We start from the raw sequence: 16,079 nt of genomic DNA on the forward strand, positions 1-16,079 counted from the left end.
AAGAAATCAAAATAATGAAGAAATGTAGAATTATTTATGTTTCTTCATTATTCATTTAATTCCATTGCAACTTGTTTACCATTTACTAAAACCTCAGTTATTGCTACGATTATTTCTATCATTTTTTTCATCTCTCATCTCTCCTCGTGTCATTTCTTACTTTAAGTATAAGAGAAGAGAGCTACTTCAACTATCGAAGTACATGACGTAGAAATTACATTGTTGTAAGAAAGTGTTTTAGTTTTGTCACTTTACTCAGCAGTAATTACAAACTGATCATAATATTTTTCATTTATATATATGTTTAATATCCATAATCCAGATGAAGGTAATGACATTACGAGAGGGAGTTCTGTTATTGTAGTATCGACTATATTTGAAGTAGTCCAAGTTTGTTTAGAAGTGTCTTTTTGAAAGAGTACCGGCGCCGGAGTGACAGATCCTTGTTTTAGCGCAATGATAGACAATTTTCCAGTTGGTATTTCAGGATCTAGAAAGTACCACATTATTTCATTTTGTTCATTTGAGATAATAGAGGTATCAGCCATTGCGATTTTTCCTTCAATGCCTTTTAACGGTATTTTTCCATCTACGAAGGATGGAGCTTCTTCCCAATTCACATCTTTTAAAACGCTAAGATGAAAAAAGGAAGGTGCGTTAACTTGAGTGGATGATGTTGTAATGCTTTCTTTTTTAGGTACTTCTGAATCAGGCTGTGCTTGTGCGCATCCAGTGATGAGAAAGGAGAAAAGTAGCATAGTTCCGATTTTTTTCATGGTGCCACACTCCTAATTTTTATTGTTAGTGTAATTGTATTTGCTAGAAAGCAGGACAATTCCTTTAAAACGTTAAAAGAGGTCGTAAGTTTTGTACGACCTCTTTTGACATTTTTTATATTTGCTCAGTTGAAAAGGTTGGTTCTCTCTCTTTTTGAGGCATTGTTAAGAAAATAACTGAAAGAACGATACATACGCCACCTAATAATTGATAGGCTCCAAAGGATTCATTCAGCCAAACGATTGAAACGATGGCAGCTACAAGTGGTTCAATGCTAGATAGAATGCTTGTTTCTGTTGCGGCTAAATATTTCAGACTACCGATATAAAGAAGGAAAGAAAGAGTGCCACTTATAATGATAAGGATAAGCATAGAAAAAGTTTTTGGTGTAAAGGTTTGTGAAAGCTGACTCCATCCAAACGAACGATTGCAAATAAGCAGGGCGATGCCGCCAATTAACATCCCCCAGCCAATTACTATAGTTGTTCCACATTCTTTAATAAGAGAAGCTGGATGAAGGGTATAAAATGCAAATCCAATTGCCGTTAATAGGCCAAAAATAATCGCTTCTTTTGATAAAATAATATTTTCAATCGAACCGTTTGTAATAATAAAGTATGTCCCTGTTAGCGCGGCTATAATTGCGAATAGTTGCATAGAAACAGGGAATTTTCTTTGCTCAAATGCAACATAAATAGTAATAAGAACAGGACCAAGAAATTGAAATAATGTTGCTGTGACCGCATTACTAATATGAACCGTTTCGATAAAGGCGTATTGAGCACCGAGCATCCCGAGAATAGAGAAAATAATAAGTTGTATAGAATATCTAGGATGTTTCCAAATTTGAAATATGTTTTGTTTCTTTATAAGTAAAAAAGATAAAATAAATACTCCCGCAAGCAACAAGCGAATTGTTAAAAAATCAATTGATGATACGTTAGTATGTTGAAATAGCCACTGAATCATTGGACCAGATAATCCCCATAAGGTAGCTCCTGTAATAATCATAATGAGTCCAATACGTCTACTATTGTTCATAATCATGCATCTCCTCTCGAGTATTTGATTTTTTATGTGTGACATGATAAAAGGAATTATATATAACTTCTGGTACTGTAAAAAGTATCAGATTTTAGTTTTATTAAGGGGTCAGATATTATGTTAGAATTAACGCCTAATTTAAATATGAATAGTAAAAAGGCATTGTACGTGCAATTGTATGAGTATATAAAAAAAGAGATTAAAGATGGAACGATTCCGGCTTTTACAAAATTACCTGCAAAGAGAAAGCTGGCGGGCTATTTACAAGTGAGTAAGAATACAGTAGAAGCGGCTTACGAGCAATTACTTGCAGAAGGTTATATTGAGTCGGCATCGAGAAAAGGTTACTTTGTATGTGAAATTGAACACATGATTGATGTAGAAGGAAGCGAAGCGGAAGTAGAAGAAATACCGTTTCAGGAGGAGAACTATACATTTGATTTCACTCAAACAGGGGTGGATACGAATACTTTTCCTTTCACTATGTACCGCAAGCTTATAAATGATGTATGGCAGCCACATAATAATGAGTTGCTTTTTCTTGGACACCCTCAAGGGGAATTGAGCTTAAGGGAGGAAATTGCGAACTATTTGTATGAATCTAGAGGTGTGCGTTGTTCTGCTAGTCAAATTGTATTAGGAGCGGGAACACAAATATTAGTAAAGTTACTTTTTCAATTGTTGAAGGGAAGTAATTATGCTGTTGAAAACCCAGGTTATCATAGGAAAATGGTCGTTTTTGAACAGAGAGAACAAAAGGTTCAAATGTTGTCTTTAGATAAGGATGGCATTTGTATGGCAGATTTAGAAAATAGCGATGCAAATGTTGTATTTGTAACTCCCTCTCATCAATTCCCATATGGAATGATTATGCCTATTACAAGAAGGACGCAACTTTTACAATGGGCGAAGAAAGAAGGAGGCAGGTATATTATTGAAGATGATTACGATAGTGAATTTCGCTATTCAGGAAAGCCAATTCCAGCGCTACAAGGGTTAGATACAGAGGGGAAAGTTATTTATATGGGGACGCTATCAAAAGCTTTGTTACCCTCATTACGGATGAGTTATATAGTATTACCGAAGAATTTAATTATAAAGTATCAAAAGGAATATTTGTTTTATACACAAAGTGTTTCAAGAATGGACCAAGAAGTGATAAGAAGATTTTTAAATGAAGGCTATTGGGAAAAACATATTCATAAAATGCGTGTCGTCTATCGAAAGAAGAGAGATAGACTCGTTTTTGAAATAGAGAGGTATTTCTCTAATTGTGTTGAAGTGATAGGAGAAGATTCGGGATTACACATTTTATTAAAAGTGCATAATGGAATGCACGAAGAAGAACTAATTAAAGAAGCAGCAAAATATAGTATTAAAATATATCCTGTTTCTACGTACTATGAAGACGGTACTGCACCTGGAAATGTAGTTTTACTTGGGTTTGCAATTTTATCAGAAGAAGAAATTGCGAAAGCGATTCAATTATTACATAAGGCATGGGTTACAAGAAAGTAAAAAACATCCTCATACATGAGAGGATGTTTTTTATTATTTATTTTCATCTAAGAATAAGACCATATGCTCTTCGTCCCAATATTGTCCGTTATATTTTAATGAACGTTCTTGCACACCGAATGTTTTAAATCCTAATGATTCATAAAGTTTTTTTGCGCCATCGTTGCCAACAACAACATCAAGCATAACTTGTTCTACCTCTAAAGATTTAGCAAGTTCAAGACATTCTTTAATAAGTGCTTTTCCTGCTCCAAGTCCGCGTGCTTTTGGAGACACATATACAGAACCGATTTTAGCTTTATGTTCTTGTTTTACATATGGTTTCGTTTCCAGCGTTGCAACCCCGATTAATTGCCCATCTTTAAATGCACCTAGCGTATAGTTTTCATCTTGTGCTAATTTTTGTGCTTTATATTCAATCGCACACTCTTTATTAATAATATCTTCATAAGAAGAGCTGAAAGCTTCAGGGTTTTGCTTTAATCCTTCTACACGAAGTTCTAAGTAAATTTCCGCTTCGTCTTTTGTTAATACATGGATATCCAATTATATCACCCTCCAAATCTTTGACAAATGTATCTTTACCCTGCATTAACGGGCAGTAAGACTCCAACTTTAAAATTCGGCGAATGCGCGGAATTTAGGTGGGAGATAACTGCCTATAAATGCCCGATTGGTTCAACTAATAATCCATGGGGTGAACCTTTCCATGGATTAAAGTTTCACTTTATTTTATATTGAAATAAGAATAATTTCAAAAGCTTAGCTTATATGAGCTGATTTTATGAACAAAATAACACCAGTAGTGTTTACTACTACTGGTGTTTTCACACACATATTACTCAAAAGGTAGTTCGATTATAAAGTTTGTTCCTACTCCTAATTGGCTTGTTACTAGAATGGAACCGTTATGCAATTCTATAATTTCTTTTGCAACAGCTAGCCCGATACCTTTTCCTCCAGTAGCTCTCGTTCTGGATTTATCAACACGATAAAAACGATCAAAAATATGTGGAATATCTTCTTCAGGAATACCTTCTCCTTCATCTTCTACACTTATTGTAAAAGAATCTGTTTCTATGAGTACGCGTATCGTAATAGTTGTGTTTTCTAGTGAGTGTTGATAAGCATTGTGTAATAAATTTAACATAACTTGTTCCATACGTCTTTCGTCTATGCAAACTTCTAAATCATCTTTGCAATATACATGGAGTTGCATTTGTTTATTTGTTAATGTAGTTTTTGTTTTTTCAACCATTCGTTCTAAAAATGGCCTAAGAAGCACTGTTTGTTTTTTTATAACAAACTGGTGTTGTTCTAATTGCACCAGCATAAATAAATCTTGGACGAGATCGGTTACACTATCTGTTTCATCCTCAATAATTTGCAAGTATTCTTCACGCTCTTCTTTCGTTAAAGAGTCTCTCTTTGCCACTTTCGCATAACCTTTCATATAGGTTAATGGAGTTAATAATTCGTGAGCAACACTAGCGAGAAATTCGCTTCTTTCTTTTTTCATATAAGTCAGTTCACTGGATAAATCTTCAATCGTTTTTGCTAAGCTTCCAAGTTCATCATTCCGTTTAATACCTAATTGAATTGGCTTATTTAATTTTGACATTTTTTCTGTTGCCCTCTTCATTTTGATAAGCGGTTCAGTAATAACACGAGAAAAAACAAAGACAGAAATAGTCGTTAAAATAATTGTCAAAACACTAATGATAAGAAATTGCTTCATGAGTTTAAGTAACATATTTTCTAAGAAAGATGTTTTTAATAACATATATAACTTTCCTTGAAACTCTGCTGTGTTAAGTGGGCTTACCGTTGTGATGAATTTTGATTTTTTCCAGTTCTTTTCGACGATCAATCCGCCTTTTGGAATAGGTTCTGTTTTACAAGTAAGTTGTTTTTGCATTGCTTTTGTTACTGGTTCTGAAGTGGAAATAATTTTTCCGTTATCGTCTGTTATAATGATAGCTATATCAGAGTTAGCGATTGCTTCTGATTCAACTAAGTGTTCAGCCTCATCAGCGATATCGAACTCTGGGTACACAGGACGGTTAGGATTTTTATTGTATTCAGCGCGTTCGACGTGTTTCTTTTCTTTAGCAATTGTATTCCACTTTGCGCGTTTTGTAATTTTGTCACTATAGCGATTACCCTTTTCTAAAAGAGCAAGTGTTTCTTCCTCAATCCGCATTGTTGAAATACTTTTGTAAAAAGAAACGAAAGCAATTGTTTCAATACATAAGGCTAATATTAAAAAGTATGTCCCAATTTTAAGTGAAAGTTTACTCATTTTCTCACCATACCTTATTCATAATAAAGGGTCAGTGGTATGATATTTCCACTGACCGAAGTAATTATTCACTTTTCCATTTATATCCGACTTTATAAACAGTTTCTAAGTAATTTTCAACTGGAAATCCTTTTTTGCGTAATTTATCACGGATATTGCGAATATGTGAATCGATTGTTCTATATTCGATGTCTGTTTCATAACCCCAAATTTTTTCGATTAAATCATCTCGGCTATAAGCGCGGTTTGTATTTTGTAAAAATAGTCCAAGTAACGAAAATTCGATAGGTGTTAGTGAGATTTTCTCATTATAAACTGTGACAGTATGTTTCGTTTTATCCCACTCAATACCATTGAAGCTAACAAATCCATCTTTCTTTGTACGGCGTAATATAGCCTCAATTCGTGCAACTAATACATGCTCATCAAATGGTTTTGTAATATAGTCATCTGCGCCCATAGTAAGACCTTTCACCATATCATAATTTTGATTACGAGCTGTTAGCATAATAATTGGAACGTTGGAAATTTGACGAATTTGATAGCAAGTATCCCATCCATCCATATTTGGCATCATGACATCTAACAAAATAATATCGAAGTCTTTTTGTTCTATTAATTTTAGCGCTTCAAGGCCAGAGGTAGCTTTCATACAAAAATAGCCGCGAGGGCTTAAGAACAGATCTAATAATCGTAACATACGTTCTTCATCGTCTACTAATAAAATTTTTACCATAATCTTGTGCACCCCAAACTGTTCATTCTACTTGTATAGTTTACATGAAAATAATAAAAAACTCTTTTTATGTGATTGAGTGGAAGAGTTATTTTTCGCTCAGAGTAATTGACATAAAAAATGCACTAGTTTTGCACAACTATTTCTTATAATAGAAAACGTAGCGACACAAAATACCCTATGTTGCGACATAACGTCATGTCATTTTATTTATAAAATGACAATTCCATTCTATTGTGTATGTGAGATAGAGAGGGTTTTCGTATTCACCTCGCATCGGATAAGAAAAATTTCCTATCTCACACTTTTTTTAAAAGGAGATCATACACATGAATCCAAAAGAAGAAATTTCAAAAAAAGAAAAGCAAGATCGTAATACGGTTGTCATGTGCATTGCCGTATCTATGGTTATTATTATAAGTTGTGTAAATAAAATTTGGGGGATTTTATAATATATAAAAGCTCATTGCTTCGTAAGAAGCAATGAGCTTTTTTCATTATTAGGGGAATAGTTCTATATAATAAACCAAGGTAAAATTGCTAACCCAGAAGTTACAATCGCTGTAGTAAATATTAAAAGCATAGCTCGTTTGTTTTGTTTCATGTCACATTCTCCTCTACATATCAATTGAATGCTATACGTTCATTTCATGAGCAGTTAAGGGTGGATTTCCTCACTAAGTAAAGTTTCACTTTATATTTTTAGTATAATGAATGGAAAGGTTTGGTACGATCGATAAAGGTGACATGAAGATTACATTGTTGTAATGAAAAAAGCACCTTTTTAATAAAAAGGTGCTTTTGGAAAACTTATATTGAAGTATTAATCATTTAAGAACAGAACCATATGTTCCTCGTCCCAATATTGACCGTTATGTTTTAATGAACGCTCTTGTACGCCGTAAGTTTGGAAATCTAATGATTCATATAATTTTTTTGCAGCATCGTTACCAACTACAACATCGAGCATAAGTTGTTCTACATGTAATTTATCGGCATTTTCAATAATTGCTTTAATAAGCGCTCGTCCTGCTCCAAGGCCACGAGCTCTTGGGGAAACAAAAACGGAACCGATTTTTGCTTTATGTTCTTGTTTAATAAATGGTTTTGTTTCTAAAGTAGCGATACCAATTAAATCGTTATCTTTGAAGACACCTAGAGTATACTTATCCGGATTGCTTAATCGTTTTGCCATAGCAGCTACAGGATCCTCATGTTTAAGAACATCTTCATAAGAAGAGCTAAAAGCTTCCGGGTTCTTCGTTAAACCTTCCATACAAACTTTTAAATATATTTCTGCATCCTCTGTCATTAATAAGCGAATTTCCATCGTTGTAACCTCCTTGGTTGATTTCAAATAAATCCATTACTTGTATAAGATTGTATATGCGTTTTGTTAGCAGTCTCTTTTAATTTGTAAAAGAATGAAAAGATATATGCTATAATGTTTTATTTTTAATTACCCCGCATTAACGGGAAATAAAGCTCCCCACTGATTAAAGTTTCACTTTATGTAATGAAATTATATATTAACTTTATTAACTATTCAAGTGTTTAATATATTACATTTTTATAACTAAAATAACTCCTCGATCGAGGAGTTATTTTAGTTATTCGATTGATAACCATCAATTCGATGTGGATGTGTATAAATATTGCAAGATTCATTTCTAATAAACCCTACGACTGTAATGCCTAAATCTTGAGCGAGTTGCAATGCTAGTTTTGTTGGAGCGGATTTAGATAGAACAATTTCACATCCGATTTTTGAAACTTTGAGTAAAATTTCGGATGAAATACGCCCGCTAAATGCGATGATTTTTCCTTTAACGGATATATCGTTGCGCAAACAATGACCATATATTTTATCTAATGCATTATGTCTTCCAATATCCATTCTTGATATGAGGATATTGTTTCGATCACATAGCGCGGTATTGTGAACCCCACCAGTTTGGCGAAATGTAGTGGAAGATTGTTGTAAAGTATTCATTAAGTGAAAGCATTCTTCAGGACTAATTTTCACATGTATATCATGTAAATCTTTTGCTTTTGCAGCATCGTTAGCGAAAATAAAACCTTGTCTACCTTTTCCACAACAGGAAGTGATATATCGTTTATTATATAAATTTTGATAGAGCGGATTTACTTTTGATGATATTACATGGACAATTCCATTATCTTTTTGAATCCATAGTTCTCCAACATCTTTATAGGAAGAAATAATTCCTTCAGAAATTAAAAAACCAATTACCATATCTTCGATGTAATTTGGTGTACATACGACTGTTACATACTCTTCGCTATTTATTTTAATAGTGATAGGAGATTCTGTAACAATCTCATCAAGTTGTTTTGAAAATGTACCAGACTGATAGCGTACAATTGTATAATTCTCTTGCGTAGGCCCCATATTAAATTCCCCTTTTATACGTATTTCTCTCCCACATTTATCATAAAACATTGAAAAAATAAAAACATCTATTAGAAGAAAGGTATCAGATTATTTTGGTTATTATTGTATATATACGATATAATAGAAATGTAGAATAGTGAAATTTTCAAGCTTTCGTAGTGATACCTTATAAACATCTAGAATCGACTTCATAAGAAAAGTATTTGGACAGAGCGTTTCAAAAATATGTACAGTAATCTATTTATGAAAACGGATTCATAAATATGTTGTACAGTTGGTTGTAAGGAGAGGGGAAACTATGGCAGAACAGACAGTCCGTGTAACCGTAGATGGTAAAGAATTTTCAGCATCAGGTGAAAAGACAATACTACAATTATTTAATGAGAGTAATTTGGAACATCCTCAAATTTGTCATGTACCAGAAGTAGATCCAATTCAAACTTGTGATACGTGTATTGTAGAAGTAGATGGAAAGTTAATGCGTGCTTGTTCAACGAAGCTTGAGAATGGTATGCATATTGAAAGACAGTCACAGCGTGCAAAAGAGGCACAGACTGAGGCAATGGATCGAATATTAGAGAATCATTTATTGTATTGTACTGTTTGTGATAACAATAATGGTAACTGTAAAGTCCATAACACAGTGCATATGATGGGAATTGAAGAACAGAAATATCCGTATGAGCCAAAAGTAAGTGCTTGTGAAGTGGATATGTCACATCCGTTTTATCGGTATGATCCAAATCAATGTATTGCTTGTGGACAGTGTGTAGAAGTATGTCAAAACTTACAGGTTAATGAAACTATATCGATAGACTGGAGCTTAGATCGTCCACGTGTTATATGGGATCATGGTATAAGCATAAATGACTCATCTTGTGTGAGTTGTGGGCAATGTGTAACAGTATGTCCATGTAATGCGTTGATGGAAAAATCAATGTTAGGTGAAGCTGGATTTATGACAGGATTAAAACCAGATGTGTTAGATCCTATGATTGATTTTGTAAAGGATGTAGAGCCTGGATATAGTAGTATTTTAGCGGTTTCAGAAGTAGAGGCTGCGATGCGTAAGACGAAAGTTAATAAAACAAAAACAGTTTGTACATTTTGTGGTGTCGGTTGTTCATTCGAAGTATGGACGAAAGATCGTCAAATTTTGAAAGTGCAACCTGTTTCAGATGCACCTGTTAATGGTATTTCCACATGTGTAAAAGGTAAATTTGGATGGGATTTTGTAAACAGCGAAGATCGTATTACAAAGCCATTAATTCGCCAAGGAGATATGTTTGTTGAAGCTTCTTGGGAAGAAGCTCTTGAAGTGGTTGCATCTAATATGCAGCATATTAAATCAGAATACGGCAGCGATGCGTTTGGATTTATTTCTTCTTCAAAAGTAACGAATGAAGAAAATTACCTTATGCAAAAACTAGCTCGACAAATATATGGAACGAATAATGTAGACAACTGTTCTCGTTACTGTCAGTCGCCAGCGACAGATGGTTTATTTAAAACTGTCGGTATGGGCGGGGATGCTGGAACAGTGAAAGATATAGCTGAAGCAGGACTTGTCATTATTGTTGGTGCGAATCCAACAGAAGGACATCCTGTACTTGCGACGCGTGTAAAACGTGCTCATAAATTACACGAGCAAAAACTAATTGTAGCAGACCTTCGTAAACATGAAATGGCAGAGCGTGCGGATTTATTTATTCATCCGAGCCAAGGAACGGATTACGTATGGCTTGCTGGTATTACGAAATATATTATTGATCAAGATTGGCATGATAAAAAGTTCATAGCTGAAAACGTAAAGAATTTTGATGAATATAGCAAAATGGTAGAGAAATATACGCTGGACTATACAGAGAAAATTACAGGGATTTCGAAAGAAAATCTAAAAGAAATGGCTCGTATGGTATATGAAGCAGATGGTACTTGTGTACTTTGGGGAATGGGCGTAACTCAAAATACAGGAGGAAGTACGACGTCCGCTGCAATTTCAAATTTACTACTCGTTACGGGTAACTACCGTCGTCCTGGTGCAGGTGCATATCCATTACGAGGACATAATAACGTACAAGGTGCTTGTGATATGGCAACATTGCCAAACTGGCTTCCAGGTTATCAAGCAGTATCAGATGATACGCTTCGTGCTAAGTTTGAAAAAGCATATGGTACAACTATTCCGAAAGCGCCAGGATTAAATAATATTGCAATGTTACTTGCGGCAGAAGAAGGAAAACTACGTGGTATGTATGTCATGGGTGAAGAAATGGCTTTAGTCGATTCAAATGCGAACCATGTGCAACATATTTTAGCGGATTTAGATTTTCTTATCGTTCAAGATATGTTCTTATCGAAAACAGCTCGTTTTGCTGATGTTATTTTACCAGCAGCACCAAGTTTAGAAAAAGAAGGAACCTTTACGAATACAGAGCGCCGTATCCAAAGGTTGTATGAAGTATTAAAGCCGCTTGGTGAGTCAAAACCAGACTGGTGGATTTTACAAAAAGTAGCTCGTGCACTTGGTGGGGATTGGAATTACGAAAGTCCGAGTGAAATTATGGATGAAATTGCATCACTTGCACCATTATATTCTCAAGCAACGTACGACCGTCTAGAAGGATGGAATAGTTTATGTTGGGGTAGTCATGATGGTAGCGATACACCGCTATTATATGTAGACGGATTTAACTTCCCAGATAAACTTGCTCGTCTATCATTAGATGAATGGATACCACCGGTTGTAGCACCAGATGAGTATGATTTACTTTTAAATAATGGACGCATGCTCGAGCATTTCCATGAAGGGAATATGACGAATAAGTCGGCTGGTATTTTATCTAAAGTATCTGAAGTATTCGTTGAAATTTCACCGGAACTTGCTATAGAGCGCAATGTGAAAGATGGTGGTCTTGTGGAATTAGCGTCACCATTTGGGAAAATTAAAGTACAAGCGCTTATTACTGATCGTGTAACGGGGAAAGAGCTATATTTACCGATGCATGCAACGATAAATGAAGAAGCAATTAATATTTTAACTGGGACGGCAACAGACATTTATACGTGTACACCGGCGTATAAACAAACGATGGTGAAAATGCGTGTATTACGTGAAAAAGGAAACCGCCCGTTACCATCTTCGAACCCGCGAGATAAAAAGCGTAATCCGCAAAATGGTGTTGAAATCGAGCAAAAGTGGCAAAGAAAGCAATACGTATCACTTGTGGACTAGGGGGCGGAGATAGTGGCGAAAGAAATTACTTTAATTAAAAAGAAAGTTATAACAGAGGAAGAACAGAAACAGCAAGTAGCAGATGAACTTCTAAATGAGCTATCTAATAATCGTGAAGCAGTAGAAGAAACAATGCAGCTTTTAGCACAGTTGCAAAAGGCTGGTATATTAGATGCGGCGATTAGTTTACTTGCTGCGAAGGAAGATGTTTCAAAAATCGCTGTGGAGCAATTAAATCGTGAACCAGTTAAAAATGCACTCAATAATATGATGGGGGCAGGGGAAGCGCTATCCTCAGTTGACCCAGAAGTAACAAAACAAATCACATCGAGTTTAGTCACTGGATTACAATTTGCAACAGATGAATTAAATAGTGGTAAAAAAACAAAAGTGATGGATTTCTTTAAAGTGTTAAAAGATCCAGATATCAATAGAGCCATTACATTCGGTTTTAGCTTCTTGAAAGCATTTGGACAAGGGTTAGAGAAAAAATAGAGTAGATGAAAAAGGTGATGGGGAGTAACCATCACTTTTTTCATTGTATGTATAAGAGTGTTCATGTTAAGCGGAATATATTATTATTAAAAAGATGGATTAGAAATGGAAATGTGGAATCCATCTCAAATATCGTTTTAGAATGTGGAGGAATATATGCAACACCGTAAAAGACTATCTATACCAGGAGTAATTGGACATTCCTTTCAAACAGTTAGATTTGCTTTTTGGAATGTATTAACCTTTCAACTTGCTTATAAATTATTAGCAGCGATTGTATTTGTCCCGCTATTTGGGATCATTTTTAATAAGTTATTGTATTTTGGTGGTTATGCAAATGCGACGAATGATGAATTATTAGCGTTTTTAAAGACGCCATACGGCATATTGGCAATCGTAATTTTATCATTGTTAGCACTGTTTCTTATCTTTACGGAATTTGCGGTGCTTATTATTATTTCGTACTTTGCTCATAAAAGGCAAAAGGTGAGATTACGTCCGATTTTGTATAAAACAGTAACGTATTTACCTTCCCTTTTTACATATTGCTTACCAGGATTTGTTTTGTACGCAGTTGTGTTATTACCACTATTAAGTACGGGGTATAAATCTGCATTGATTCCTGAGATTCAAATTCCTAATTTTATTACAGGTGAACTATTTAAGACAACAATGGGTCAAGTTGGATATTATGCTTTCTTTGCTGTAGTTGCCTATTTAAATCTTCGTTGGATCTTTGTTTTACCTATTATCGTTTTAGAGGAAAAGCCGTTCCGCACCGCAGCACGAAAAAGTGCAAACTTAGTAAAAGAAAGCTTTTTTAAAGTATTATTCTTTTTAGTAGGTTTTTTCATATCTGTAGGAATTGTCTTTCTTTTATTTATAGGAATTTATTTACTTTGTCTGTGGGGAGTATATGAATTTACAAACCCAGCAGGGACATTTGCATTATTAGCGGAATCAACAATGTCTGTATTTTTAACGAGTACATTGTATTTATTTAGCTTTATCGTGACACCATTTTATATTATGGCGATTACGCGATTATATTTACAAAAAGTTCCAGTTGAAGACGTTTTATTAGAAGAAGGATTGGATTATTCGAAAACGAAAGCAGATAAATGTTTCTTCCAAAAACATCGTTGGAAATTTATTGGCGTATATATTGTAGGAATTATTACTGCGGGAATGGTTGTTGCCTTCATTGTGACCTTTATTACAAACACATATAAAGAACCAATTATTATGGCTCATCGTGGTTATATTTCAAAAGGTGTAGAGAATACAAAAGAAGCTTTGCAAGGGGCTATTGATGCGAAAGCAGACTACGCTGAAATTGATGTACTGCAAACAAAAGACGGTGAATTAGCAGTTATACATGATTTGAAGTTGAAACGCCTTGCTAATGCTAATGTTCATGTGTCAGATTTAACGATGGACGAGTTAAGACAACTTACTCTTAGTCAAGATGGGTTTTCAGGACAAATAAGTACACTTGATGAGATCATTAAGCTGGCAAAGGGAAAAATCAAACTCAATATTGAAGTGAAGCTTCATGGTGGCGAAAAAGATTTCGTAAACAAAGTATTAAAAGCGATTAAAGATAATGAATTTGAGAAACAATGTGTAATTCAAACGTTACACTATCCGCTTATTAAAGAGTTTAAGCGGGCAAATCCAGATATAAAAGTAGGATATATACTGTATGCGAGTAGAGCTAACTTAAAAAATGTGAAAGCTGATTTTTATGTAGCAGAAGAATACATGTTAAATAAGAAATTAGTAAAAGAAGCAAGAAAGTTAAACAAGCCAATTTACGTATGGACGGTAAATGATATGGAAAGTTTAAAGGGATATTATAAACTAAACGTAGATGGTATCATTACCGATTATCCTGAAGATGCACGTGAAACAATTAAGATGTTAAAAGAGCAAGAGGCGGAAGAAAGTGATTTGTTTGATAAAATTACTGAAACAACAGATGATTTATTTTCCAAGTTATTTATAAGTTACCCAGCTGCTGGCTAAATGCCCGCAGCTGTTTTTTTATGAAAAGAATATATCTCTAAAGTATTGTGTAAATTAATGACTGTATATGTATACGGCATCAGTAGGGTTTCTTACATTGTTACATTATTGTCGAATAATAAAAGATTACTGTTTGTTTTGAAGAAGTATAATAAAAATAGAGTGATAGATAATGAAATGAAATGAGAAACTTAATAGAATCAATGTTTTATATATTTACACTATTCTAAATATATAAACTTTAAAAAAATAGTATGTTAGCGTTTTCATAACTTTTAAGTTATGCTAGAATAAGGACATAAGTTATTAATTATTACAAAAAGAAAAAAGACTTTCTTTTTTCTGTTAATTATAAGGGGGCATTTCATTATGCGTATTGGGGTACCAGCAGAAATTAAAAACAACGAAAACCGTGTAGCAATGACACCAGCAGGTGTTGTACATTTAATTCGTAACAATCACGAAGTATTCATTCAAAAGGGTGCAGGTTTAGGATCTGGTTTCACAGATGCTCAGTATGTTGAAGCAGGAGCGAAAATTGTTGATACAGCTGAAGAAGCTTGGAACATGGAAATGGTTATGAAAGTTAAGGAACCAATTGAAAGCGAATACAAACACTTCAGCGAAGGTTTGATCTTATTCACATACTTACACTTAGCTCCAGAACCAGAATTAACAAAAGCATTAATTGAAAAGAAAGTTGTTTCTATTGCATATGAAACAGTACAATTAGAAAACCGTTCTCTACCATTACTTGCACCTATGAGTGAAGTAGCTGGTCGTATGGCTGCACAAATTGGTGCACAATTCCTTGAGAAGAACAAAGGTGGTAAAGGTATCTTACTTGCAGGTGTTCCAGGGGTTAAACGTGGTAAAGTAACAATTATCGGTGGTGGACAAGCTGGTACAAATGCTGCTAAAATTGCAGTTGGACTAGGTGCGGATGTAACAATCATCGACTTAAGTGCAGAACGTCTTCGTCAATTAGATGACATTTTCGGAAATCAAGTGAAAACTTTAATGTCTAATCCTTACAATATTGCAGAAGCTGTAAAAGAGTCTGATCTTGTAATCGGTGCAGTATTAATCCCAGGTGCAAAAGCGCCAAAACTTGTAACAGAAGAAATGATTCAATCAATGGAACCAGGTTCTGTTGTTGTAGATATCGCAATTGACCAAGGTGGTATTTTCGAAACAACTGACCGTATTACAACTCATGATAACCCAACTTACGAAAAACACGGCGTTGTTCATTATGCAGTTGCAAACATGCCAGGTGCGGTTCCACGTACATCAACTCTTGCATTAACAAACGTAACAGTACCATATGCAGTACAAATTGCTAACAAAGGCTACAAAGAAGCTTGCCTAGGCAACGCTGCATTACTAAAAGGTATTAACACATTAGATGGCTATGTAACATTCGAAGCAGTTGCAGAAGCTCACGGTGTAGAGTACAAAGGTGCTAAAGAATTACTAGAAGCAGAAACAGTATCTTGCTAATAGAAGCATTATACAAAACAAAATC

At 34.5% G+C, this 16,079-nt stretch carries 13 protein-coding genes; 6 read left to right on the forward strand and 7 right to left on the reverse strand.

Annotation, left to right across the window (positions count from 1 at the left end):
• Window positions 1–251 precede the first annotated feature (251 nt).
• Both V7S50_RS24070 and V7S50_RS24075 read right to left on the reverse strand, forming a co-directional pair.
• The gene (locus V7S50_RS24070) at window positions 252–776 is read right to left on the reverse strand and encodes a DUF4871 domain-containing protein (protein ID WP_242255480.1); all 525 of its coding nucleotides are present in this window, start codon (window positions 774–776) and stop codon (window positions 252–254) included.
• 115 nt (window positions 777–891) lie between these two features.
• Window positions 892–1,818, reverse strand: coding sequence for a DMT family transporter (locus V7S50_RS24075; RefSeq protein WP_242255478.1), 927 nt, complete (start codon window positions 1,816–1,818; stop codon window positions 892–894).
• 120 nt (window positions 1,819–1,938) lie between these two features.
• Between V7S50_RS24075 and pdxR the strand changes: the two genes are divergently transcribed.
• Window positions 1,939–3,339 carry a MocR-like pyridoxine biosynthesis transcription factor PdxR gene (pdxR, locus tag V7S50_RS24080; RefSeq protein WP_242255476.1) on the forward strand — a complete coding sequence of 467 codons (1,401 nt, stop codon included), beginning with the start codon at window positions 1,939–1,941 and terminating at the stop codon, window positions 3,337–3,339.
• A 33-nt stretch (window positions 3,340–3,372) separates the two neighbouring features.
• Here pdxR and V7S50_RS24085 read toward each other — a convergent pair whose 3' ends face one another.
• The 3 genes from V7S50_RS24085 to V7S50_RS24095 form a co-directional block, all read right to left on the reverse strand.
• A complete protein-coding gene (locus V7S50_RS24085; RefSeq protein WP_000351216.1) occupies window positions 3,373–3,885 on the reverse strand; it encodes a GNAT family N-acetyltransferase in 513 nt (170 codons plus the stop codon).
• 292 nt (window positions 3,886–4,177) lie between these two features.
• Window positions 4,178–5,641: a sensor histidine kinase gene (locus V7S50_RS24090; RefSeq protein ID WP_242255474.1), complete on the reverse strand. Its 1,464-nt coding sequence runs from the start codon at window positions 5,639–5,641 to the stop codon at window positions 4,178–4,180.
• A 64-nt stretch (window positions 5,642–5,705) separates the two neighbouring features.
• The gene (locus tag V7S50_RS24095) at window positions 5,706–6,377 is read right to left on the reverse strand and encodes a response regulator transcription factor (protein WP_000238951.1); all 672 of its coding nucleotides are present in this window, start codon (window positions 6,375–6,377) and stop codon (window positions 5,706–5,708) included.
• Between the two features lie 329 nt (window positions 6,378–6,706).
• Between V7S50_RS24095 and V7S50_RS24100 the strand changes: the two genes are divergently transcribed.
• Window positions 6,707–6,829, forward strand: coding sequence for a hypothetical protein (locus V7S50_RS24100; RefSeq protein ID WP_001068389.1), 123 nt, complete (start codon window positions 6,707–6,709; stop codon window positions 6,827–6,829).
• 371 nt (window positions 6,830–7,200) lie between these two features.
• Here V7S50_RS24100 and V7S50_RS24105 read toward each other — a convergent pair whose 3' ends face one another.
• Both V7S50_RS24105 and fdhD read right to left on the reverse strand, forming a co-directional pair.
• Window positions 7,201–7,707, reverse strand: a complete 507-nt coding sequence (locus tag V7S50_RS24105) for a GNAT family N-acetyltransferase (RefSeq protein ID WP_336376600.1) — start codon at window positions 7,705–7,707, stop codon at window positions 7,201–7,203.
• 276 nt (window positions 7,708–7,983) lie between these two features.
• Complete coding sequence (gene fdhD / locus V7S50_RS24110) at window positions 7,984–8,790, reverse strand: formate dehydrogenase accessory sulfurtransferase FdhD (RefSeq protein ID WP_242255468.1); 807 nt, start codon at window positions 8,788–8,790, stop codon at window positions 7,984–7,986.
• Window positions 8,791–9,091: 301 nt separating this feature from the next.
• Here fdhD and fdhF point away from each other — a divergent pair, with 301 nt between their 5' ends.
• The 4 genes from fdhF (at window position 9,092) to ald (ending at window position 16,054) form a co-directional block, all read left to right on the forward strand.
• Window positions 9,092–12,028 (forward strand): formate dehydrogenase subunit alpha, encoded by a 2,937-nt coding sequence (gene fdhF / locus V7S50_RS24115; protein ID WP_242255458.1) that lies wholly within the window; start codon window positions 9,092–9,094, stop codon window positions 12,026–12,028.
• Window positions 12,029–12,040: 12 nt separating this feature from the next.
• Window positions 12,041–12,523: a DUF1641 domain-containing protein gene (locus V7S50_RS24120; RefSeq protein ID WP_063225177.1), complete on the forward strand. Its 483-nt coding sequence runs from the start codon at window positions 12,041–12,043 to the stop codon at window positions 12,521–12,523.
• Between the two features lie 156 nt (window positions 12,524–12,679).
• A complete protein-coding gene (locus V7S50_RS24125) occupies window positions 12,680–14,551 on the forward strand; it encodes a glycerophosphoryl diester phosphodiesterase membrane domain-containing protein (protein WP_242255456.1) in 1,872 nt (623 codons plus the stop codon).
• A 369-nt stretch (window positions 14,552–14,920) separates the two neighbouring features.
• Window positions 14,921–16,054, forward strand: coding sequence for an alanine dehydrogenase (ald, locus tag V7S50_RS24130; protein ID WP_060629494.1), 1,134 nt, complete (start codon window positions 14,921–14,923; stop codon window positions 16,052–16,054).
• The last annotated feature ends 25 nt before the right edge of the window (window positions 16,055–16,079 follow it).

Origin of the sequence: Bacillus sp. CCNWLW194, assembly GCF_037120585.1 — a bacterium.
In the GTDB taxonomy this organism is placed as follows: domain Bacteria; phylum Bacillota; class Bacilli; order Bacillales; family Bacillaceae_G; genus Bacillus_A; species Bacillus_A basilensis.